15 protein-coding genes are annotated in these 23,450 nt (G+C 66.5%); 11 read left to right on the forward strand and 4 right to left on the reverse strand.

Annotated elements, in window-relative coordinates; translation table 11 throughout:
- Positions 1–96 precede the first annotated feature (96 nt).
- Complete coding sequence (locus OG474_RS44180; protein ID WP_405059680.1) at positions 97–432, forward strand: hypothetical protein; 336 nt, start codon at positions 97–99, stop codon at positions 430–432.
- Position 433: 1 nt separating this feature from the next.
- On the opposite strand, the gene OG474_RS44185 is transcribed toward OG474_RS44180, so the two are convergent.
- The gene (locus OG474_RS44185) at positions 434–2,710 is read right to left on the reverse strand and encodes a transglycosylase domain-containing protein (RefSeq protein WP_405059681.1); all 2,277 of its coding nucleotides are present in this window, start codon (positions 2,708–2,710) and stop codon (positions 434–436) included.
- A 10-nt stretch (positions 2,711–2,720) separates the two neighbouring features.
- Entirely contained in the window at positions 2,721–8,255 is a 5,535-nt protein-coding gene (locus tag OG474_RS44190; protein WP_405059682.1) for a carboxyl transferase domain-containing protein, read from the reverse strand.
- A 192-nt stretch (positions 8,256–8,447) separates the two neighbouring features.
- Between OG474_RS44190 and OG474_RS44195 the strand changes: the two genes are divergently transcribed.
- The gene (locus OG474_RS44195) at positions 8,448–9,818 is read left to right on the forward strand and encodes an FAD-binding oxidoreductase (RefSeq protein ID WP_405059683.1); all 1,371 of its coding nucleotides are present in this window, start codon (positions 8,448–8,450) and stop codon (positions 9,816–9,818) included.
- A gap of 38 nt (positions 9,819–9,856) precedes the next feature.
- Here OG474_RS44195 and OG474_RS44200 read toward each other — a convergent pair whose 3' ends face one another.
- Complete coding sequence (locus OG474_RS44200; RefSeq protein ID WP_405059684.1) at positions 9,857–10,237, reverse strand: DUF5997 family protein; 381 nt, start codon at positions 10,235–10,237, stop codon at positions 9,857–9,859.
- 39 nt (positions 10,238–10,276) lie between these two features.
- On the opposite strand from OG474_RS44200, the gene OG474_RS44205 reads away from it, so the two are divergent.
- From OG474_RS44205 to OG474_RS44245, 9 genes are all read left to right on the forward strand, one after another.
- Entirely contained in the window at positions 10,277–10,996 is a 720-nt protein-coding gene (locus OG474_RS44205) for a LysR substrate-binding domain-containing protein (protein ID WP_405059685.1), read from the forward strand.
- A 58-nt stretch (positions 10,997–11,054) separates the two neighbouring features.
- Positions 11,055–11,564, forward strand: a complete 510-nt coding sequence (locus OG474_RS44210) for a VOC family protein (RefSeq protein WP_405059686.1) — start codon at positions 11,055–11,057, stop codon at positions 11,562–11,564.
- Between the two features lie 691 nt (positions 11,565–12,255).
- The gene (locus OG474_RS44215; RefSeq protein WP_405059687.1) at positions 12,256–17,181 is read left to right on the forward strand and encodes a fibronectin type III domain-containing protein; all 4,926 of its coding nucleotides are present in this window, start codon (positions 12,256–12,258) and stop codon (positions 17,179–17,181) included.
- 250 nt (positions 17,182–17,431) lie between these two features.
- The gene (locus OG474_RS44220) at positions 17,432–17,995 is read left to right on the forward strand and encodes a hypothetical protein (RefSeq protein ID WP_405059688.1); all 564 of its coding nucleotides are present in this window, start codon (positions 17,432–17,434) and stop codon (positions 17,993–17,995) included.
- A gap of 224 nt (positions 17,996–18,219) precedes the next feature.
- Positions 18,220–18,918 (forward strand): hypothetical protein, encoded by a 699-nt coding sequence (locus OG474_RS44225; RefSeq protein WP_405059689.1) that lies wholly within the window; start codon positions 18,220–18,222, stop codon positions 18,916–18,918.
- Between the two features lie 75 nt (positions 18,919–18,993).
- Complete coding sequence (locus OG474_RS44230) at positions 18,994–19,554, forward strand: hypothetical protein (RefSeq protein WP_405059690.1); 561 nt, start codon at positions 18,994–18,996, stop codon at positions 19,552–19,554.
- Between the two features lie 35 nt (positions 19,555–19,589).
- On the forward strand, positions 19,590–20,039 hold the full coding sequence (locus tag OG474_RS44235; RefSeq protein WP_405059691.1) for a hypothetical protein: 450 nt from the start codon (positions 19,590–19,592) through the stop codon (positions 20,037–20,039).
- A gap of 26 nt (positions 20,040–20,065) precedes the next feature.
- The gene (locus OG474_RS44240; RefSeq protein WP_405059692.1) at positions 20,066–20,386 is read left to right on the forward strand and encodes a transposase; all 321 of its coding nucleotides are present in this window, start codon (positions 20,066–20,068) and stop codon (positions 20,384–20,386) included.
- The gene (locus OG474_RS44245; RefSeq protein WP_405059693.1) at positions 20,383–21,267 is read left to right on the forward strand and encodes an IS3 family transposase; all 885 of its coding nucleotides are present in this window, start codon (positions 20,383–20,385) and stop codon (positions 21,265–21,267) included. The genes OG474_RS44240 and OG474_RS44245 overlap by 4 nt, the downstream gene beginning before the upstream one ends.
- A 150-nt stretch (positions 21,268–21,417) precedes the next feature.
- Here the strand turns inward: OG474_RS44245 and OG474_RS44250 are convergent, their stop codons facing one another.
- Entirely contained in the window at positions 21,418–23,415 is a 1,998-nt protein-coding gene (locus OG474_RS44250) for a GMC oxidoreductase (RefSeq protein ID WP_405059694.1), read from the reverse strand.
- Positions 23,416–23,450: the final 35 nt, after the last annotated feature.

Below are 23,450 nucleotides of genomic sequence, written 5' to 3' on the forward strand. Positions count from 1 at the left end.
GAAAGCACAGTGACATCTGAGCCGACACTCAATGCACACACCCCCTCACCGGATCAAGACTAGAACATATGTTCGATGATCGGCTAATCTGAAAATATGCTTGGTCGGTTCACGGTGCGCCCCGCAGATGACGGATCCGATGGGTTCGGGGTCTGGGACGGCGCGGTCAATGGTTGGCGTGCGAGTGGTCTCGGCACGGAGGTGGAGGCCGTGCGGATGGCCTCCGACCTCGAGGTGCAGTACGACACGCACGGCCCGCGCCCCGCCGACGCCGTACGGCGGGTTGATCCGGCGCAGGCCGTTCAGCGGGCGGAGTGGGCTTCCGGTGAGCTGGATGTCTGGATCCGGCACAACGGCGAGTGGCTCGGCCGCTTCTGCGACCCCGACGGCCGGATCACCTGGATCCCCGGCTCAGATCTTCGGCCCCTGTGACTTAGGGGCTGGAGGGGCCTTTGGACAGGTAGATGGTGACCAGGGAGCCCTTGGTGGCGCCAGCGTCGGTGCGCGGGTCGGTGTAGGCGACCTTGCCGGTGGCGACCGGTGAGCTGACCAGCTTGTTGGCGATGGTGACCTCGAAGCCGGCCTTGCGGAGCAGCTTGGTGGCTTCCGTGCGGTCCAGGCCGGCGACATCGGGGAGGCCCGTGCGGTCGCCGTTGATGATCTTCTTGGACGGCTCGACGAAATGCCGGAGCGGAAGGCCCTTCATGGCGCCGCTCATCGCGGTCTGCCAGAGCGGGCCGGCGGTTCCGGAGCCGGTTGGGTCACGGATGTCGCGACCGTCGAGCGTGTGGCCGTACATCAGGTTCGTGTAGGGCAGGTTGGCGTCGGCGACGACCGCCGCGGCCGCGAGATTCGGGGCGTAGCCGGCGAACCAGACCGCCTTGTTCTCCTGGATGGTTCCGGTCTTGCCGGCCAGGTCCCAGTTGCCGAACTTCAGCTTGCCACCGGTGCCGCCCGGCTCCATCACCGCACCGAGCACCTTGTTCACGCCGTCGGCCACGCCGGCGTCGAGCGCCTGGTTGCACTCGATCTTCGGGCTGCGGATCGGCCGGTTGGCCTTGTCCCGGACCGAGGTGACGACCAGCGGGCGGCAGTACTTGCCGCGGGCCGCGAAGGTCGCGTACGCGTTCGACATCTGCAGCGGGGTCACGTAGCCGACGCCCAGCGTCATCGAGATGACCTGGTCGAGCGGCTGCAGCGTCTGCGCGTTGTACATGCCGAGCCGCGACGCGACCTTGGCGATCGGGCACAGACCGACCCGCTGCGAGAGCTGCAGGAAGTAGGTGTTGGTCGAGTACCGCGCGGCTTCGACCATGGTGAGGTTGCCGCTCTTGGTCGAGTTCTGCGGGTGGTAGTTGGGGTCGCGGGTGAAGCCGGTACAGGTCCGGAACTTCTTGTCGCCCAGGTCGATCTGCTGGGGCGAGTTGATCCGGTAGTCCAGCGGCACCCCGGCCTGGATCGCCGCCGCGATCGTGAACGCCTTCATCGTCGAGCCGTTCTGGAACCCGCCGTACCCACCGGCGTAGGACTTCTCGACGTTGTAGTTGTAGTTCGTGTGGTTGCGGCCGTTCCCGTACGGCTTGCTCTGCACCATCGCCTTCACCAGCCCACTGCCCGGCTCGACGATCGTGATCGCCGCGACCGCGGTGTCGGTGGGCTTGGTGTGCGCGTTGATCGAGGCCTGCGCGGCGGCCTGGGTGCGCGGGTCCAGCGACGTCCGGATCGTCAGGCCGCCGGTCTTCAGGTAGTGCTCGCGGTCCTTGACGGTCTTGCCGAGCGACGTGTTCGTGAGCAGCTTCGCGACGGCGTAGTCGCAGTAGAACGGATACCGCGAGCTGGCGCACCCGTTCGGCACCGGCCTGACCTTGGCCCGGTCGATCACCGGGGCCTTCAGCGCCAGATTCGCCTGGTGCATCGAGATCACCTGGAGCTCGAGCATCCGCCGGATCACCACGTCGCGGCGGTTCTTGGCGCGCTTGAGGTTGTTGGTCGGGTCGTAGCCGGTCGGGTTCTTCACCAGGCCGGCCAGCAGCGCCGCCTGCGGCAACGTCAGCTTGTCGGCGGTGGTCCGGAAATAGTGCTGCGCCGCGACCTGTACGCCGTACGTCCCGTCACCGAAGTTGACCAGGTTCAGGTACCGCTCGAGGATCTCGTTCTTGGTCAGCGTGCTCTCGAGCGAGATCGCGTAGCGCAGCTCGGTCAGCTTGCGCTCGTACGAGACCTCGGTGGCCTTGGCCCGCTCGGCCGCGGTCCGCGCCTTCTCGATCAGGCTGAGCTTCACGTACTGCTGGGTGATGCTCGAACCGCCCTGCTGGACCTCGCCACTGCCGTGGTTGCGGATCATCGCCCGCACGGTCCCCTTCGGGTCCAGCGCGCCGTGCTCGTAGAACCGCGAGTCCTCGATCGCGATGATCGCGGTCTTCATGATCGGGGCGACCTGGTCCAGCCGGACCGGGACCCGGTTCTGCTCGAACAGGGTCGCGATCACCGAACCGTCCGCGGCCAGCATCCGGCTGCGGACGGCGACCGGCTCGACCTCGAGCTCGCGGGGCAGGTTCTGCACCGTCTTCACGACCTGCTCGCTACTGACCCCGGCGAAGCCGGCCAACGGAATCGCCAGCCCCGCCGCGAGCGCACCCGACAGCACGCTGACGCCGACGAACGTGATCAACGCACGTGCCTTGTTTGGAGCGCTTTCCCCGCTGCGCATGGCGCACAGCTTAGACCTGGTTGGTACCACCCGACGACAGGCCGTTACTGATCGCCTCGATCAACCTCGGCCGCAGCTCGGCCGCACTGATCACCGCGTCCACCGAACCGACGTCACGGGCCCGCTGGATGCTGTGGATCTTGTCGAATCCGGTGGCCACCTCGGTCAGCTTCTCGGCCCGTACGGCGGTGCGCACCTCGGCCAGCTCGGTCGCGATCTCGGCGCGCTCCGCGGCACTCGCGGCGGACACCTGCTCGGCCAGCGCCGCGACCCGCGGGTCGGCCGCCGTCCGGGCGTCGACCTCGGCCGAGAACACCACGGCCGCGGCCGGTGCCCCACCGAGCACCGAGGCGAACGAGCCCTCGACCGCGAGCACGGTCATCGACGGGTTGAGCTGCTTGGAGAAGACCACGAACGCGCCGCCGTGATACCGCGAGACCACGCAGAACACGATCGGTCCCTGGAAGTTCACGATCGCGCGGCCGATCTCGGCGCCGTACTCGAGTTGCAGGTTGCGCATCGAATCCGGCGAGCCGTCGAACCCGGACAGGTTCGCCAGTACGACGAGGGGCCGGTTGCCGCTGGCCGTGTTGATCGCCCGAGCCGTCTTCTTCGACGACTTCGGGAACAGCGTGCCGGCGGTGTAGGTGTCCGGCCCGTCAGCCGGCGGGAACCCGCGGCGCGGCACCGACTTCGACTCGATCCCGACCAGGCAGACCGGGTAACCGCCCAGCCGCGCGTCCTGGACCACCGAGGTGTCCGCGTCGGCCATCCCGGCCCAGCGCTCCAGCACCGGGTGATCCTGGTCGCTGACCGCCCGCATCAGCGTGCGGATGTCGAACGCCTTCTTGCGGTCCGGGTTGGTCTCGGCGGAGAAGATCTCGCCGACCGTCTTGAAGTCGCTGCCCTCGACGATGTGCGGGTACGGCGTGACGTCGCGATCGATCGGGTCCGTCGTCTCGGCCCGCCGCGGGCCGGTCTCGCCGGGAAGGATGTACGTGTGGTCGTAGTGCGACATCAGTACGTCGCGGGCGGCCTTCAGGTCCGGCGCCCAGTACTGCGCCTGACCGTTCGGGCCCATCACCCGGTCGTAACCGCCGATGCCGAAGTTGTCCTCGGCCGAGACGCTGCCGGAGAAGTCCAGGGTCTGCTTACCGGTCAGCACCATCGCGCTGTCCGGCGTCATCACCAGGATGCCCTTGGTGTGCATCAGCATGGTCGCCTCGGCGTTCCAGTACGGCTGGGCGCCGACGTTGATCCCGGCCACGACGATGTTGATCTCGCCGCCGGCCTGGGTGAACTCGACGATCCGCTTCAGCGCCTTCGCGACCCAGTCCATGTTCTCGGTCCCGGAGTCCATCGAGATCCGCGCACCGGCGGACAGCGAGTACCACTCGATCGGGATCTGCAGCCGCTCGGCCAGGTCGATCGCCGCGATGATCCGCGCACACTCCGGCTCGGCCACAGCTCCGAGCGCCTTGGTCGGGTCGCCGCTGAGCGCGACCCGGGTGACACCTTCGGGGTAGCGGGTGGTCGGCGTACTGACGACGCCGAGGATGACGCCGGCCTTGTTGAGGCCGCGTGGCCGCTCGACCGGGACCAGCGCACCGCTGTCGTCCAGGTCGTGCTCGACGAACGAGCCGCCCGGACCGGTGACGATCCCGCTGACCTCGTACGGGTAGATGGTGTTGCGGCGACGTGAGCGCTGGACCTTCTGCGCGTAGTCGTCGAGCGGCGCCAACCGGGTGGTCGGCGGCTCCTCGATCGAGGTCACGACACCGGCGCCCGGCTGGTAGTAGAACCGCGCCGCGACCGGGTAGGCAATCCCGTCCGGTGCCTCGACCTGGCCCTGGATCAGGACCTCCTCGATGCCGGCGCCGGCCGTCATCGGGGCGATCTTGCTCTTCAGCGTGGTGACCTCGTTGACCTGTGCGTCGACCACCGGCCAGATGTGGATCCAGACGTGGTTCATGTCCAGCTTGGCCCCGGCCGCGCCGCGCGCCGTACGGGCTCGGCGGATCGCCTCGAGGCAGTTCGCGATCGCGCGCTCGGCGTGCGGCAGCGAGGTGACCTTGCCGTCCTCGTCCCGGACGACCGCGAACTGACGGACCTGAGCCAGCGCGACGAGCCGCTGGTCGGCCGCGTTGTCGCGGGCGACGCAGTAGTAGAGCAGTACGTCGTCCGGGCTCTCCAGACGGGTGATCCGGAAGTCGCGGAGGCGCCACAGGTTCAGTCGGCGGCCGACCATCGGGTGCACGCCGCGGACGTTGTCGTCCTCGACCATCGACCCACCGGCCGGGCGGTAGGTGAAGTACGAGACCGGGTGGTCGCCATCGGTCGCGACGGCGACCGAGATCCGCCGAGCGCGCTGAGCGATCGGCAGCTCGGACACCATCCGCCGATACAGATCAGAAGCCTCCTGCTGTACGGCGGGGAGGTCGGAACCGTGCAGGTAGAGCTCGACCACGGCCTCGTGGCCGGCCGGACGCGCGTCCAGCTGCGCGGTCAGCGCCTCGGACAGGCCACTCTTCGGGTCGGCCAGCTCGGCCGTCGTCCCGACCGTGGTCACGAGGTGCGTGGGCCGGTCGTCGATCGTGTAGTCGGCGGTCGCGAACGGCCGTCCGTCGACCGCGACCTCGCGGACGTCGTGCAGCTCGTACTCGCGGTAGTGGCGGCGGATGAGCACCTCGAGCATCGGCTCGCGCTCACCCCAGCCGCCCTTCAGCCGCTGCGCCAGGAACCGGACGATCGGCTCCGGGATCGCGGCCAGCGCGTCGATCCGCTCCTTGCCGTCCGCCGCCGCCGGGTTCGCGGCCAGGTCGGCGACCTCGTCGCTGACGCCGTCGATCACCGAGGCGCGCGCCGCGTCGACCAGCGGCTGGTCGAACCAGCGGAAGCGGACGCTGCGGGCCAGGTCGCCGATGATCGGGAAGCGCAGCTGCGTGGCCAGCACCAGCCGGTCCAGCAGCTCGTGCACGGCCTCGTCGAGCGGGGCCTCCGGCCGTGACTCGTCGATCCAGCGCTCCAGCACCGACGTGACCAGCAGGATGTCCGGCGTGGTCCGCTGCTGGGCGAGGAAGATCCGGAACACGGCCTCTTCGAGCTGGGTGCTGCGCTCCAGATCCGTCACGCCGTAGTGCGCGAACACCCGGGCGAGCCGAGCCTGGAACTCGGCCGACAGCCCACCGCGCTCGGGGTCCAAGCTCTGCAAGTAGGTGTGGAAGTGCTCCCGCGGGCTGTGCACCCGGTTCTCGGTGTTGATCTCCTCACCGGCCGGCCGGTTGCGGCTCAGCTCGGCGAAGTCGGCGAACACCGACATCAGGTTGATCTCGGCCACCACGGGCGGCTGCGGCAACTGCGTCCGCGCCAGCAGGTAGCCGGCCAGCATGCCGCCTTCGTCGCGCGGGTCGATGTCGAACCCGAGCAGCATGCTGCGCAGGTCGTCCAGCCCGCGCTCGACGCGCTCCTCCGGCGAGATCTCCCCGGTACGGCGCGGCAGCTCGAGCCGGACACCGTTCTGCACCGGAGCGGCTGCTTCACCGTCGGACTCGTCGGCGATCGGCTCCAGCCGGAGCATCGGAGCGCCGGTCTCCACCTGGCTGCCGGTCGAGACCTGCAGCTCCTTCACCGTGGCCTTGAACGGCGCGTAGAGCACCGTCTCCATCTTCATGCTCTCCAGCACAAGCACCGGTGCACCAGCCTCGACGACGGCACCGGTCTGCACCGGCGTCGCAACCACGAGCGCGGGCGCGGGCGAACGCAGTACGCCGCCTTCGTCCCGGCTGACGCGGTGGGTGACCCCGTCGACCTCGATCAGGTGCACCGGACCGTGCGTCGCGGTGACGAGCCGGAACCGCTGCCCGCCGACCGTCAGCCGGCCGCTGTGCCCGTCGAGACGCTCGAGGTCGGCATCCACCACCTGGAAGGGATCGTTGCCGGAGCCGACGCCGACCCGGAACCGGGTCCGGCCGATCCGCGCGACCGTCACCCGGTACGTCGCCCCGCGCAGCTTCAGGTCGATCGCGCGACCGACCTCGTGCTGCACCTGCGGACGCCCGCCGTGAGCGGTCTCCAGCAACCGGCTCCGCTCGACCTTCTCGGCGTCCTGGTAGCCCTCGATCGCCGCGGCGACCAGCGCGATCCCGGAGTGCTTGTGCGAGACCAGGCGACCCTCGCCGCGGACGCGGTCGATCCAGCCGGTGTCGGCGCTGCCGTCGATCACCTCGGGCTGGTCCAGCAGTTCAAGAATGAAGCTCTTGTTGGTCGCGCCGCCCTCGATCAGCACGGTGGTCGCGGTCACCGCGCGGCGCAGGCGTGCCAGCGCCTCCTCGCGGGTCCGGCCGTAGCCGATGATCTTGGCGATCATCGAGTCGAAGTCGGCCGGGATGCTGTCGCCGGCGCTCACCCCGGTGTCGACCCGGACGCCCGGACCGAACGGCAGATCCAGTACGGCGATCCGGCCGGGTGACGGAGCGAAGTCGCGGTCCGGGTCCTCGGCGTTCAGGCGAGCCTCGACGGCGTGCCCGAGCTCGACCGGCTTGATGCCCCCTCCAACCGACGCAGTCAGACGGCCGCCGTTCGCGACGTGCAACTGGGCCTTGACCAGGTCGAACCCGGTGGTCAGCTCGGTGATCGGGTGCTCGACCTGGAGGCGGGTGTTCACCTCGAGGAACGCGAAGGTCTTCTCCCCCGGGTGGTACAGGAACTCGACCGTGGCCGCGCCGCGGTAACCGACCGCGAGGGCCAGCCGCTCGGCGGACGCCTTCAGGTCCTCGACCTGACCGGCCGACAGCAGCGGTGAGGCGGACTCTTCGATCACCTTCTGGTTGCGGCGCTGGACCGAGCAGTCACGGACGCCGAGCGCCCACGCGGTGCCCTGACCGTCGGCGATGACCTGCACCTCGACGTGCCGGGCGCCGGTGACGAGGCGCTCCAGGAAGACGATGCCGCTGCCGAAGGCGCGGGCCGCCTCCTCACTGGTCCGGGCATAGGCGTCCGTCAGCTCATCGACGGATCCGACCATGCGGATCCCGCGGCCACCACCACCGGCCGTTGCCTTGAGCATCAACGGGTAGCCGATCGTCTCGGCCGCGGCCAGCGCCGCCTCGAGCGACTCGACCGGACCCCGGCTCCACGGAGCGACCGGTACGCCGACCTCCTCGGCGATCAGCTTGGAGCCGATCTTGTCGCCGAGTTTGCGCATCGCCTCGGGCGACGGGCCGATGAAGGTGACCCCGATCCGCTCGCACAGCTCGGCGAAGGCCGGGTCCTCGGCGACGAATCCCCAGCCGACCCAGGCCGCGTCCGCGCCGCTCTCGCGCAGTGCCCGTTCCAGTACGGCGAGGTCCAGGTACGGCCGTGCCGACGCCGGGCCCAACGGGTACGTCAGATCCGCCTCGCGCACGAAGGTCGCCGTACGCTCGCCGTCCGTGAACAAGGCCACCGTCTCGATCGGCTCGCCACCCTCGGCGTTGACCTCCCGGACCGCGTTGATGAGCCGCATCGCGGCCTCGCCTCGGTTCACAACTGCGATACGCTTGAACATCGACCGCCTCCCTGTCGCACCATGCGTGTAACGGCCCGGCCCTTGTGAGACACAAGATTTGGCCGGGCCGCTCGCACAGACTTTCAGGACAACGCTATTACCGTCGAGTCGGGGTGCCTCTTCGGTGTGGCGGAGTGACCTCGGCGTGCGGAAGAGTCGGACTCGAGGGAGCTCGAATCAGAGGGGAACAGCATGACGAACGACACCACACTGGCCGATCAACTACGACGTACCGTCACCGGGCCGGTGCTGACCGCGAGCGATGAAGGATTCGCCGCCGAAGTGGCCGGATTCAAGACCAATGTCGTGCACCGGCCGGAGGTCGTGGTCGGGATCAGTTCGGCCGCCGACGCCGCCGCCGCGGTCGCCGTGGCAGTAGAGACCGGTACGCCGATCCGCGTGCTGGCGACCGGCCACGGCCTGGGCACACCGGTCACCGAGGGCATCGTCATCACTACGTCGCGCCTCAAGGGCATCACCATCGACCCGGCCACGAAGACCGCGCACATCGAGGCCGGCTGCCGCTGGGGCGAGGTCGTCGCGGCCGCGGCCGAGCACGGGCTCGCCCCGATCGCCGGCGCCTCCGGTTCGGTCGGCTGCATCGGGCTGGTGCTCGGTGGCGGGTTCGGCCCGATGGCGCGCACGTTCGGCGTCGCCTCCGACTGGGTCCGCGGCTTCGAGCTCGTCACCGGCGCCGGTGACGTGGTGACCGCGAACGCGACTTCGCACCCGGAGCTGTTCTGGGCGATGCGCGGCGGCAAGGGCGGCTTCGGCGTCGTCACCTCGGTTGACATCGAGCTGGTCGAGCTGACCACCCTGTACGGCGGTTCCGTCTTCTTCGACGCTCCGGACATCGACACCGCGTTCCGCACCTGGCTGGAGTGGATCCCGGGTCTGCCGGAGGCCGCGACCACGTCGGCGATGATCCTGCGCCTCCCGCCGCTGCCGTTCATCCCCGAACCGCTGCGCGGCAAGACCGTGCTCAGCATCCGGTTCGCGTACGTCGGCGACTCGGTGGCGGGCGAGGAGCTGTTCGCCCCGATCCGGGCGGCCGGTGCACTCCTGATCGACGCCGTGGCCGAGATGCCGGCGTCGGCGATCGCGTCGATCCACAACGACCCGACCGACCCGACCCCGTCGTTCGACCGCGGAGTCCTGCTCGACGAGCTGGACGGCGACTTCGCGGGTGCCTTCCTCGCGGCCGTCGGTCCGGAGCAGCAGCTGCCGCTGATCGGGGTCGAGATCCGGCAACTGGGCGGTGCCACGGCGCGCGACGTACCGGAGGGTAGTGCGGTCGGTGGCCGCGGCGGCGCCCACTCACTGTTCTTCATCGGCGCGCCCGACCCGAGCCTGTTCGAGACCGTGCTGCCGGCTGTGGCCGACCAGCTCCTGGGCGCTCTGCAGAAGTGGATCTCGGCCGAGAACACCGTCAATCTCGCCGACGGCTTCGTGATCCCCGGCTCGTACGAGGCGTGCTGGTCACCCGAGACGCTGGCGCGGCTGGACGCGGTCCGCTCGACGTACGACCCGGATCGGCGTTTCCCGTACGGGCCTGTTCGTTAAGCCTGTGCGCTAGGCCTGTTTCTTAGGCGCGCGCCAAACTAACGGCGGAGCTTCTTCTCTTCCTTCAGGCGGGCGGCCTCGGCGAGGACGTCCGCCTGAATGCCGCGCTCGTGCTCGAGCCAGTCGGGGTTGTCGGCACGGATCGCGTCGATGTCGTCCGTGGTCAGCGCGTCGGTGACACCGGCGCGCGCCAGGCCGCTGATCGACACGCCGAGGCGGGCCGCGACCACCGAGCGCGGGTGCGGGCCGGCCTTGCGGAGCTCCTGCAGCCACTCGGGCGGGTCGTTCTGCAGCACCGTCAGCTCCTCGCGGGAGATGAACCCGTCCTGGAACTCGGCCGGAGTCGCCGGAAGGTAGATGTCCAGCTTCTTCGCCGCTGTCGCGGGCTTCATGTCCTGAGAGGTCTTACGTGCGGTCATTGGATCAGGGTATCCCGGCTCGACCGGTAGCCTGACCGCGTGACCGACACCTCCTTCCGCCTCGGGTACGTCCCGGGCGTGACACCGGCCAAGTGGGCCCGGATCTGGGCCGAGAGGTTGCCCAGGACACCGATCCGGCTGATCCAGGTCACCGCCGCCGACGCGGTCGGGCTGATCCACGCCGACGACGCCGACGCGGCGCTCGTCCGGCTCCCATTCGACCGGACCGGCCTGCACGCGATCCCCCTGTACGTCGAACAGACGGTCGTGGTGGTTCCGAAGGATCACGTGGTCACGGCCGTCGAGGAGGTCACCCTCGATGACCTTTCCGACGAACTGATCCTGCACCCGCAGGACGACGTACTGGAGTGGGAGCAGCCACTACCCGGCCGGGTGATCGACGAGCGGCCCGCTTCGACCGCGGACGCGGTGGCCTTGGTTGCCATGGGCACCGGGTTGCTCGTCGTACCGATGTCGCTGGCACGGCTGCACCACCGCAAGGACCTGACGTTCCGGCCGGTCACCGACGCGCCCTCCTCCCAGGTCGCGCTGACCTGGCCGGTCGACGTGGACTCCAGCCTCGTCGAGGAATTCGTCGGCATCGTCCGCGGCCGCACCGCGAACAGCACCCGCGGCACCCGCCCGGAGCCTGAGCCGAAGAAGGCCGAACCGTCGAAGCAGCAGCAGAACCGGCCGCAGAAGAAGAAGGGCACGGCACCGAAGGGTCCGACCCCCAAGCGTAAGTACCGCCGCCGCTAGATTTCAGTTGAGCCTTCAACTATAGTGGCTTTCGTCAGTCACTAGATGGGGGTATGCGATGGCGATCTTCCGGCTCAACCACGCGGTGCTGTACGTGCGCGACGTGGCCACGAGCGTCGCGTTCTACCGCGACGTCCTCGGCTTCGGCTACACCGACGGCGGCGACTCGTTCTCCGGCGCGGCCTTCCTGCAGGCACCAGGCTCCACCAACGACCACGACCTCGGCCTCTTCCAGCTCGGCCCCGAGGCCGCCGCCTCCGGCGCGGGCAAGACCACGGTCGGCCTCTACCACCTGGCCTGGGAAGTCGACACCCTCGGCGACCTGTCCGACCTCGCCACCGCCCTCCAGGAAGCCGGCGCCCTGGTCGGCTCCTCCAACCACGGCACCACGAAATCCCTGTACGGCAAGGACCCCGACGGTCTCGAGTTCGAGATCGTCTGGATCATCCCCGCCGACCAACTCACCCCCGCCGACCGCGAACACGCCGGCGTCACCCGCCTCGACCTCGACGCCGAACTCGCCAAATACGGCCGCGACGCCCGCAGCGGAGTCGGCATCTCCCGCTAATTGCCACTTCCTGCAATCGGCATACCGTGCGTCGGCCGCGCGATGTCAGGCCAACCACAGCACATCGGCCCAACTGGTAGCCGCCAGACGCATTCGTACAACCAGTCCGAACGTCCGATGCTGCGAGCTGTCCGGATAAGTTCCGAGGCACGCTCACACCTGCCACACCAGCCGGATCGCAGAGGCCGCCGACCTCAGCCACCAAGTCTGCCAGTTCCCCCTACCAGCAGCGATCCACCCCAGCGGCCGTGGTGAAGCCGCAGACAACGTCGCGTAATCGCCAGGTTGTCCGCGCAAAGCACGGGGGTGACAGTTGCACTTTGTTGCAACGAAAACCAGGCCACGGACAGCCACTCGGTGACTACGATCGGTTCTCTGCGGCGATGAGGCGCCGCAGATATCACTGGGGGCTTTCGTGCGTAAGTTCTGCGGTCTGCTAGTTCTGCTATCACTCATCATGTCTGGACTCATCACCAGTGAGGTCCAAGCCGTCTCCAGTGGTAGCGAGAGTCCACCCACTCCCACCATGAGTGGTAGCTCCTCTACGAGCGGCCGTGGTCAGTACGTACAACTGGCGGCGCCAAAACGTGTGCTGGACACCGGTGCGGCAACACTCGTGACCGCGGGGAAAACCGTGACTACGACGCTCGGGGGACGAAACGGCCTTCCCGCCAGCGGTATATCGGGAGTCATGGCCAACATCATCGTCATGACAGCGACTGCGAACGGTTCACTGCCGACCTGGGCGGCGGGCGAACCAGAACCATCGGTGTGGACGATGCAGTTCAAGTCGAACCAGGCCTACGGCTCCACATCGAGCCTTATCCGGACCAACGGCACCGGGCAGTTCAACTTCAAGAACAACAGCACGGGCACCATCCGAGTCCTCCTCGATGTATTCGGCTACTACACCGACGACAGTGTGCCGGTCGCGGCCAGTCGATTCGTTCCGCTCAAGCAGACCCGCATCGTGGACACCCGAACTGGTCTTGGCGGCGTTCCGGTAGGCACCGCGCCCACGGACAAGAGCCTCACGTTCGCGGTCGCAGGTAAGGCCGGGCTGCCCGCTGTCAGCGCCATCACGGCGGTGGCCGTCAACGTCACAGCCTGGATGCCCGCCGCTGCAGGAACATGGGTAGTGCATCCGGCCGGTGCCGCACCACCGGCTGTGTCGAACGGCAGTTACAACCTGAAGCGCCCACTGACCAGTTCGGCGATCGCCGCACTGGCTGCCAACGGTCAGCTCGGCCTGTACGGCGGCAAGGGCGCATCGCACTTCACAGTGGACTTAGTGGGCTACTACACCCCGTCGGCTAACACCGGTGCCCCGTCGATGAGAGTCACCGCAGCCAAACCCGTCCGAGTGCTCGACACCGGCACCACGTTGATCGCGGCGGGCGGATCGAAGACGCTTCACGTAGCGGGGGTCGCTGAGGTCCCACAAGGTGTCGGCGCCGTAGCACTGCACGTGATGGCATCCGGAAACGCGACATCCGGCGAGCTCGTCACCTACCCGACAGGCCAGGCCAAGCCGACGCCGGCCACCGATGTCGTATACGCTCCCGACGCCTATTCGTACAATCTCGTGTGGGCCAGAGTCAGCGCTACCGGCGACGTGACCATCACCAACGGCACCAGCGCGCCCGCGCGGATCTATGGCGAACTTCAAGGCTACGCAGTTTCCCCGCAAGCACCTGGTACCCCGGTCAGCGTCAAGGCGACTCCGTCCGATGCGGCAGCCTCGGTTACCTGGACAGCGCCCGACGACGAGGGCGACCTGCCCATCTCGAGTTACCGCGTGACTGTCAGCCCCGGTGGCCGAACAGTCACGACAACCTCCACAACAGCAAGCATCGACGGCCTGACCAACGGCCGGCAATACACCTTTCGGGTCACGGCGATGAACGCGGCCGGATCGTCCGCCGCTTCAGCCTCGTCGTCGGCGGTCACCCCGCGGCTGCCGGCACCTCCCGACAAGCCGTTCATCACAGAATCCACACCGCGTGATGCGGCGGCTTCGGTCTATTGGTCCCCCCCAACGGGCGCCGACAGCGTGGCGAGCTACAAGGTCACTGCCACGCCCGGCGGGGCCTCCGTCATACTCGGTGCGACGGCACGGTCGGCGGTCCTGACCGGGCTCATCAACGGCACGGAGTACAGCGTCGTCGTGACAGCGGTCAACGGCAACGGATCCGCAGAGTCCGCGCCAGTGCTGGTTCGGCCCCGGCCTGCCGAGGTTCCCATGGCGCCGATCGTCAACGCGGTCACCGCTCTGGATGGTCGCGTCGACTTGCAATGGGTGCATCCGCCCGATGGCGGCGCCGATATCACGGGCTACGAAGTCGAGGCATCGCCTGGCAACATCGTCCAGAACATCGCGGCAGATACGACTGTGGCGGCAGTGCGGGGTCTCACGAACGGTACTGCCTACACCTTCAAGGTCCGGGCGAAGAACAACGCGGGCGCAGGCCCGCAGGCAACCTCCAACGCGACCCCGACCGCCGAACGTGCGCCCGACGCACCATCCAACGTCGACATAGCCCCCAGCGCTCCCGGGATACTCGTCATCAATTGGCGGGCGCCGACGGACACTGGAACATCCGCGATCACCGGCTACACGGTCAAGGTGTCGCCTGGCGACCGCACCGTTGACGTGCCGACCACGACTGCCACCATTCCTGGCCTCGATCCGGAGACCCAATACACCCTGACTGTCGCGGCGAAGAACGCCAGCGGGACCGGCTCAGCAACTACACCCACGCTGCCGATCCGGCCCCGTGTCACGGTCAAGAAGATGCCGATCGTCCTCAGCGCGGCATCTATGGCTGCCATCAGCGAAATGTCTTCCGACGGCGCGATCGCGATCGAACGCCCGACGCCACAGTTGGCGGCGATCGTCGCCGGCGACATCGTCGTCGGCGAATCGTCGACGGTGGCACCTCTGGGATTCTTGAAGAAGGTATTGCGCATCGACAACTACGCAGGAATGCGTGTCCTCTTGACGGCGGACGCGCCACTCACTGACGTGCTGTCGGAGGGTGAACTGTCCGGTCGCGGGGAGATGGTCGACGGCGACGTTGCATCCTTCGAACCCGCGATGCCGGGCGTGCGGCTGCGCGAGTCCACAGTCCGTGGCAAGACACTGCGCCAAGGGGGCGCGGAAACACGGATGGCACCAGCCGGTGACTGGACTGTCGGACTTCGCGAGGGTGCCTTCATGGTCGAGATGGAGCACTCCTTCGGAGGCACCGAGGGACGCAGCTCCGAAGGTGTCGATCTGCGGCTCACCGCCCTGCTCAAACCGTTCTGGGAGCAGAACATCCAGGTCGGATCGCGCAAGGCTCAGCTGCAGCTCGGCGTCGAAACGACGCTGCAGTTCAAGGCGTTCCTCAAAGCCAGAGGCTTGAACTTCGATAAACCGTTCAAACTGGGCAAGCTAAGAGGAATCTGTCTCCGGTTCATGGTCGGCGTAGTGCCCGTCCAGGTCTGTCCCGAACTGCAGTTGATTCTGAGACTGGAGGTAAGCGGCAAGGCCAGCATCCTGGTGGACGGTGAGTTCAGTCAGCGGGTAGGCGTCAACATCATCAGCACCCCTGGGAACGTCCAGGGTCAGTCGTTCGAGGAGCCGCTGAAGTACGGGTTCCTTCGAGTGACCCCGTCCCTGCAGACCGAGGGACGGGTCACGCTCGAAAACGCGCTGGGGCTCGTCTTCAACGGTATCGGTGGACCAAACATCGTGCTGAGCCCCTACATAGAGGCCGAGGTGAACATCGGCGCCAGTCCCTGGTGGGAGGCCACCATCGGGCTCACCCTGGACGCAGGCCTCTTCATCGACGCGTTCGGCATTAAACAAGAGTGGTCAAAAAAGAAGATCCTCGAACTCGAGGTCCTACACCGGGAAGCCTCTGGCCCCTTCCTCGGCATCGTTCTCGATCCACCCACGGCGCAGATCCTCGGCGGCGAATCGGTACAGGTCCGCGGCTCGATCCCAGGGCACCCCGATGAGCCGATCACTTGGCGGCTCGGCGACTTCAGCGTCGGATCCTTGACACCGAACGGGTTGTTCTCCGCACCACCAGGAACCAACGGTGAGGCCAAAATCATCGCAGAGGTTGAGGCCAACTTGGACCACCCGAAACTGATCGCCGACATGACCGTGCGGGTGGGGTCACGCCGGCCCGACGCGGTCACCGACGTACGCGTCGCTCCGGGGGACCTCACCGCCACCATCGGTTGGAAGGCCCCAGGCAACACTGGCGGCTTACCGCTGACGCAGTACGTCGTTACAACAGAGCCTGACAGCGGAGTCCGTTACGTGCCGGCCGGGAAAACCAGCGTCACGCTCGCTGGGCTGTCGAGCGACAAGACCTACACGGCTTCCGTGCGGGCGCTCAACGCCTTGGGCGATTCGGATCCAGTCATGAGCGAAAGCTTCGTGGTCCGACGTGCGATCGTCAGCGACGTCACGGCCACAGACATCAGCCGCGGTCTCGGCGAGTCGCCACTGGGCGGCGACCTACAGCCAGGACGAGCCGACGTCGGCCTGTCTGGCGCATCCGTCTCCGCGAGCGGTCGCTACGCGTTCTTCAACGTCCCCGGAATGAACTGGATCACCGCAGTTCCAGGGCTGCCGTACGACGGCCAGCAGTACACCATCCGCCGGGACCTCTACACAGGTGAGTTCGAGCTCGCATCGAGAGCCGAAGACGGCGTCACCCCGCAACCTGTTCTGGCGATGCCTGAACTTTTCAACAAGACCTTCCCAAACGCCGGTGACGGCCAGACTGTCGCCTACCAGGTGGCGGCCGGAACCGCACAGGTGCGGGTCTTCGTACATGATCTGACGACCGGCAAGACCTGGACATCCGGAGACCCGGTCAACAACATCTCGACGATGCGTCTGACTCCGTCGGGATCTTACCTCGCCTTCCTCGTCGCAAAGAGGGGTCCCAATGGGGAGGTGATCAACGAAATTTATCGAGCATCGCCTAGCGGCCGGGTACGGGTAGATGTTTGCCCGGGCAGACAAACTTGCCGATGGGATCTCTGGGGCAACCTCGGGATGTCGGCAGACGGCAACACGATCATGTACGAAACAGCTCCAATCGATCCAGCGAAACCGAACAACACCGAGGCGGTCTGGGTGTTCTACAACACTGCCACCGGGTCTTACACCCTGCCCTACGCCGCTATGGAGAACGGAATCCTCTTCATGTCCTTCAGCGACGATGGGACCGCCGTGTACGCCGTCGGAAGTGACTGGAATGAGGGCTTCTACGAGGTCGTAAAACCTGTCGGGCAGCCGTTCAGCATCGCCGATGCAATAGCGACGGAGAATCCGCTGCACGTCTACTATGATGGCGCAGAGGTCAGCAGCGGCGGAAAACGGATCGCTTTTCTCAGGCACCTCACCAACGGTCCAGACCGTCTCTACGTCTATGACGTCGCCAGTCGCCGGACGATCGAGGTTCCGGGACCGACGACCGGCACGGCGTATCGAGATCTTGCGATCGATATGTCCGACGACGGCAGCCTTGTTACCTGGGGGCGGTTCAACGACGAGAAACAGCGCTGCGGATTCGGTTGCAACGGAGTACAAGCCATGCGCGTGGGCTGACACTATGGCGGTCGGACCGCATGGCCCGGCCGCCATCGTCCAGCTCGACGACAACCTGAGCGAGAGCTCACCGAGCTGACGGTTCCCTGGATGCAATCGAGCGAGCAGCGAAGTCGGCATCTCCCGCTGATCCCACACAACACACCGATTGCCACTTCCTGCAATCGGCGTACCGTGCGTTGCCCACCCCCGTGACCGTACGGCAGCATAGGGTGACCGAACTGATCGGTACCTCAACGGGGAAGGCAGTATGAAGATCCGCCACATCGCGTGCACCACAACCCTGGCCGTCGGCCTCCTCCTAGGAGCCACCGCCTGCGGCGGCAGCGACAAAAAGTCCCTCCCCCCAACCGACCAACCAACAACCACCACCCCCAAGCCAACCCCCACCCCGGTCGACCCCACCGTCGCAGCCAAGGCGAAGATCATCGCGGACTACAAGGTCTTCATCGACATCCAAACACGCGGCTTGGTGAGCAACAGTCCGACGTTCCCGTTCGAGCAGGTCATGACGGGGAATGCCTTGGCGTCCGCCAAGTCCGTGATGGGCGCCTCCCTACTGGCCGGTACGAGGTACAGCGGGTCGGCCAGGTTCCTCAGGGCCGAAGTCTCGCAACTGAATCTCAAGGCCAAGCCCGCCACGGCAACTGTGCAGGCCTGCGTCTTCGACGGCCTCAAAGCGACTAGCAAGAAGGGCAAAGTGACCAGCCTTCAGGATGAGCTCTCCCGACACGACCAGATGATGCTCATCGACGGCCACTGGAAAGCAACCGAGACCACGGGCCTCAACAAGACCCAGCCGGGCTGCGCATGACGAGGCTCGCCGTCGCCGCGGTCTCCCTCGGCCTTATCAGCACATTCTTCACAGCGGCACCGGCATCGGCGACCGCGACATGCGGTTCTCCGAGCGCATCAGTAGGATCCGTGCTCGATTCCGCTGAGGGCAAGATCAAGTGTCCTAAGACACCTGTGACCGATCCCAAGGACCCGCGAAAGAGCAAGACCTCACAGACAGGTACGAAACCGGCCTGTGTCTGGGTGCCGAAGCCTGACTACATCAGCGGAGTCGGAGAGCCGGTCGAGGGCACCAACGGCGGTCACTGGTACCAGAAGTTCTGCGCCTTCGGCGACTACAAGACACTGGCCGAATTCCAGCAGGCGCTCGAACGATTCGAGGTCATGAACATGCAGCAAGCGGGCATGATCGAACGCGCCGGGCTAGAGGTCCAGTTCTTCCTTACCCCGCCCGACGCCCCCCGCCGTACGCCGAAGGAGGTGATGGACCAAGAGGTCGTTGCCAAACTGATCATCCCGAAAACGTTCATCGCCGTGAATCCGGTCCCAACCGCACAGGTTGTGGGTTTCCCGACCTGGGTCTGGCTGACCGACGAGAACGGCAAGTTCGACCCGAAGCGCTACGCAACACAGTCCAAAGAACTCACACTCGAGGGCTACAACCTGAAGTGGCAGGTCGTCCCGCACATCGGGCTGTCCCCCGGCTGGGGAGAGTCTCAGACTTGCGACAACGCCGGCGTCCCCTGGTCCGAAAGCGCTGAAGGTGATCCCGCTGCCTGCACAGTCACCTACGGCAAGTCAGGCAAGTACACCCTCACCGCCGAGGTCGCCTGGACCATCGAGTGGTGGCTCGAAGGCGACACCCAAGAAGACATCCCCGGCCCCACCAACACCGCTACCCAGGCTCTCACGGTAGACGAGATCCACGCCGTAGTCCGCTGACAAAGCACCACACCGCAGGGTGAGCTACGCATCCGCCGCATGCGTAGCTCAATGCATCGAACGAGAAAGGTCGGCATGCGCATCCGTCGGGCCGTAGCCGGCGTCGTAGTAGTTGCTGGTCTGGTCATCGGCTGTTCCAGCCGCGGCAGCGATACTCCGCAGACGGCCGGGACTCCTTCAGGAGCTCCCACAACTCCGAGTCCGACGCCGACGCCGGTTGACCCGACTGAGGTAGCCAAGGCGCAGATCATGGCCGACTACAAGGTCTTCATCGACACGCAGTCGAAGGGCTTCGTCAGCAACCACCCGACGTTCCCGTACGAAGAGGTCATGACGGGGAAGGCGCTCGCGTCGACCAAGTCGGTGATGGCCGCTTCTGAGTTGGCCGGGACGAAGTACGCCGCGTCGCTGCGGTTCCTCAGGGGCGAGGTCTTTTCTTTGAACCTGAAGGCCACGCCTTCGACTGCCATGGTTTACGGGTGCATCTTTGATGGGCTGACGGCGACCAGCAAGAAGGGCAAGGTCACACCCGCAGCAGGTGAGGTATCCACCCACGACCAGGTCACGATGGTCGATGGTCGTTGGAAGGCGAGTGATACCGACACATTGAAGAAGACCGAGCCGGGGTGCGCATGACCAGGAGATCGCTTCGGACCGTCTGCAGCGCGACGATGGCGTTCGATCTGTTGGTTGGAGGTAGCGCCTGCGGTGGCGATGACAAGGCGTTGGCACCGGCCGAACAGGCAACACCAACTCCCAGTACTCCGAAGCCGTCGCCTACGCCGGTTGACCCGACTGTCGCGGCTAAGGCGAAAATTATGGCTGACTACAAGGTTTTCATTGACACGCAGTCGGAGGGGTTTGTCAGCAACAGTCCGTCGTTTCCGTTTGAGCGGGTGATGACGGGGGAAGCGTTGGCGTCGGCCAGGTTGTTGATGGGTGGATCTCAGTTGGCGGGGACGAAGTATGGCGGGTCGCTCCGTTTTCTTACGGGCGAGGTTTCTGAGGTGAACCTTGAGGCCAAGCCTGCGACGGCGACTGTGGTTGGGTGCATTGTTGATGGGCTGACTGCGACCAGTAAGAAGTGGACCGTTCCCGCTTCGGTGGACCACCGTGAGTAGCTGCCCGATTCGTCGGGAGTTTGTAGATGGGTTCGACTCGTCGTAGTTTCAGTGAGGAGTACAAGCGCGAGGCGGTAGGTTTCGTGCTTGCGGGTGGCCGGTCGGTTGCCGAGGTCGCCCGTAATATCGGCGTTCACGAGATGACGTTGGGTAGATGGGTGAAGAAGGCTAAAGACTCCGAGGAACCGGCGGCGCCAGGTGATGGCCCGTTGGGTGAGTCCGAGCGGCTGGAACTGATCCGGCTGCGTGAACAGGCCAAGAATGACAAGGCCGCGATCGCCGAGTTGCAGATGCAGGTCGAGTTCGCGAAAAAAGTTGCGACCTGGTTCGCGAAAGGAAAGCAGTGATTTTCGCTGCTATCGCGGACTGGGCTGATTCCGGCGAGTATCCGGTGCGGTTCATGTGCGCCGAACTGGGTGTCTCGACGTCGGGCTACTACGCCTGGCGCAAGGCCGTCCCGTCGCAGCATCAGACCTGCGACGAGATGCTGATCGTGGTCTTGCGGAATCTGCACCATGAAGCGCGGGGTAATCCTGGCGTGCGCCGGTTGCGCGCGGGGCTGGCTGCGGCTGGGCACCGGGTTGGGCACAAGCGACTCTGGCGCTTGATGCGGCTGGCCGGACTGCGTGGCCGGCACCCGAAGGCGTGGAAGCGCACCACAATCCACGGCGACCAGCCGATCGGTGCACCGGACCTGATCGGGCGCTCGTTCACTGCCGACGAACTGAACCAGAAGTGGTGCGGAGACATCACCTACGTCAAGACCTGGACCGGCTGGGCCTACGTGGCGACCGTGATCGACCTGCATTCGCGCGCGATCATCGGCTACGCGATCGCTGACCACATGCGCACCAGCTTGGTCACCGATGCACTCGACATGGCCATCGCGAACCGGGCACCGAATGACGGCGTCATATTCCACTCCGACCGCGGCACGCAATACACATCCAGCGAATTCGACCGGTACTGCGCGCAGGCCGGTATTCGCAGATCGCTCGGCCGGACTGGGATCTGCTACGACAACGCGGTATCCGAATCAACGTTCGCAACTTACAAGAAAGAACTCATCCATATCCGCCCGTGGCCCGACCTCAAAACTCTCACGGCCGCAACGATCGACTGGATAGACAACTACTTCAACACCATTCGCCGTCACTCCACGCTCGGATATTTGACACCCCGAGAATACGAGCTAGGGTTCAGGGAAATCACTCAACTGGCAGCCTAAATCGGCGTCCAAAAAATCGGGAACACTCCAAAGGGGAAGGTCACGCCGGCGGGGGGTGAGGTGTCGACGCATGACTTGCTCACCCTGGTGGACGGACGGTGGAAGGCGAATGAGAGTCATACGTTGAAGAAGACTGACCTGGTGTGCGGGTTAGGGCGAGTCGCTGACCAGGTGGGTGGTGATTCTTAGGGCGTTGGCCAGGACGGTTAGGACTGGGTTTACGCCGCCGTTGGTCACGTGGGTGGAGGCGTCGGTGATGCGGACGTTGGGGTGATTCCAGAGGCGGCCGTGGGGGTCGGTGACGGAGTGGGTGGGGGTGGTGCCCATTCGGCAGGTGCCGGCTTGGTGTTGGCCGGTGCTGGCGCGGGACGTCGTACCTAGCGAGGAGGTGGCGGTTCGGCTGGCGCCTGCGGCTTGGAGCCATTGTTGGGCTTTGGCGCTCATGAAGGCTTGGGCTCGGACGTCTTCGGGGTGGATGGAGCCGCTGATCTTGGCGACGGGGTTGCCGAAGCGGTCGCGGGTCCGCGGGTCTATCTGGATTCGGGAGTCGCTCGAGGTGACCTCTTGGATGGGGCCGACGACTCGGAGCATGCGGCGGGCCTCGCGGCGCATCGCTTGTTTGCTGGCTAGGCCTGCGCGCGGGATGAGGCCGGCGTTGGTGAGGTAGTCGTAGGTCGCGGCCGGGGTCGGCACGAACTCGTTGGCGAGCATGCCGCCGCCGATGATGCCGTCGTTGCCGTGGCGGAAGTCGCAGGTGGCGATCGAGACGCCGGGGCCGATGAGGTCGGCCAGTTCGTCGTCGAACAGTCCGACGGCACCGGCGTACACGTGCGCCTGGAGGTAGCGACCTACCTGGTCGTGGTTGTTGCCAAGGCCGTTCGGTTCGGCGTCGTGGGCGCTGTTGAGCAGGAGCCGCGGGGTTTCGGAGGCGCCGGCTGCGATGACAACCTCCGCGCACTCGATCGTGCGCCGCCAGAGCAGTCCGTCGACCAGTGCGACACCGACGACTCGGCCGTTCCTGACGACCAGTCGCTCTGCGGTGGTCTCGGTGAGCAGTGTGCAGTTGCCGGTCGCCAGAGCTGCGGGCAGTGCGGTGTTGTGTGTGCCGGCCTTTGCCTCGACTGGGCAGGCGAAGCCGACGCACTGGCCGCAGCGAACGCAGGCGGCGCGGCCCTGGTAGTCGACCGAGTTGATCAGCAGCGGTACGTCGAGCGTGCCCCAGCCGAGTGTCTCCGCAGCAGCTGCCAGCCGGTGCGCCGGGCCGGTCCTCGGCAACGGCGGCATTGGGAGCTGCCGTGGTTCGTGCCAGGGGTCGATTCCGCCACCGCTGACGCCGAACCGCTGCTCCGCCAGGCTGTAGTACGGCGCCAGGTCGTCGTACGAGATGGGCCAGTCCGCCAGACCGCTTGCCTCCGGTACGCCGTAGGTGCTCGCCATCCGGAAGTCGCGCGGCACGAACCGCCACGCCTGCGCGCCGTACACGCGCGTCCCACCGCCAACCGTGAACGCGTTGTTGCCCCACTCCCCATCCGGCGGCAGCGGGTACGACGTCACGCCGTCCACGACCGCTACTCGAGGCCGGCCCTGCGGATCCGGATCGGTCACCGCGGGGAGGCCTGCCACCGACCGTGGGTTCCGCAGGTGATCCCGCGCCAGCGACTCGGTCGTCGGATAGCGGCCGGCCTCAACCACGAGAACCGTCCGCCCAGACTCGGCCAGCACCTGCGCCGCCGTACCGCCGCCAGCCCCAGACCCGATCACCACCACGTCGTACCGATCCGCCAACGCGCTGCGCGGCGTGATCGTCAGCTCGGTAGAGACCGGATCCCAAGCCCCCGCCGCATCCGGCCGCCAGCCCACCATGCTCCAAGCCGCGGCCGAACGCCCGGGCCCGCCCGCGTAGTACCCCTGCGCGATCAGGTGGACCAGCCACGCCCCATCCGCATCCGCCAGCACCCCCGCGAGATCAGCCTCCCCCGCGACCGAGAGCGCGCGGTCCACTCGAGGACCCCAGTCGGGCCGGTCCATCGTCAGCACTCGTTCGATGAACTCGACGGCCCCGGCCTCCGCCGCGGACGGGTAGTCGTCAGCCGGTACGGCGAGCTCCGCCAGCCGCTCGAGCCCGCGCTGCTGCGCTTCGGTCAGCACGTCCGTCCCCTCTCAAACTTTGTACTTGCCGGTCC

This window comes from Kribbella sp. NBC_01505 (assembly GCF_045040285.1).
Lineage (GTDB): Bacteria > Actinomycetota > Actinomycetes > Propionibacteriales > Kribbellaceae > Kribbella.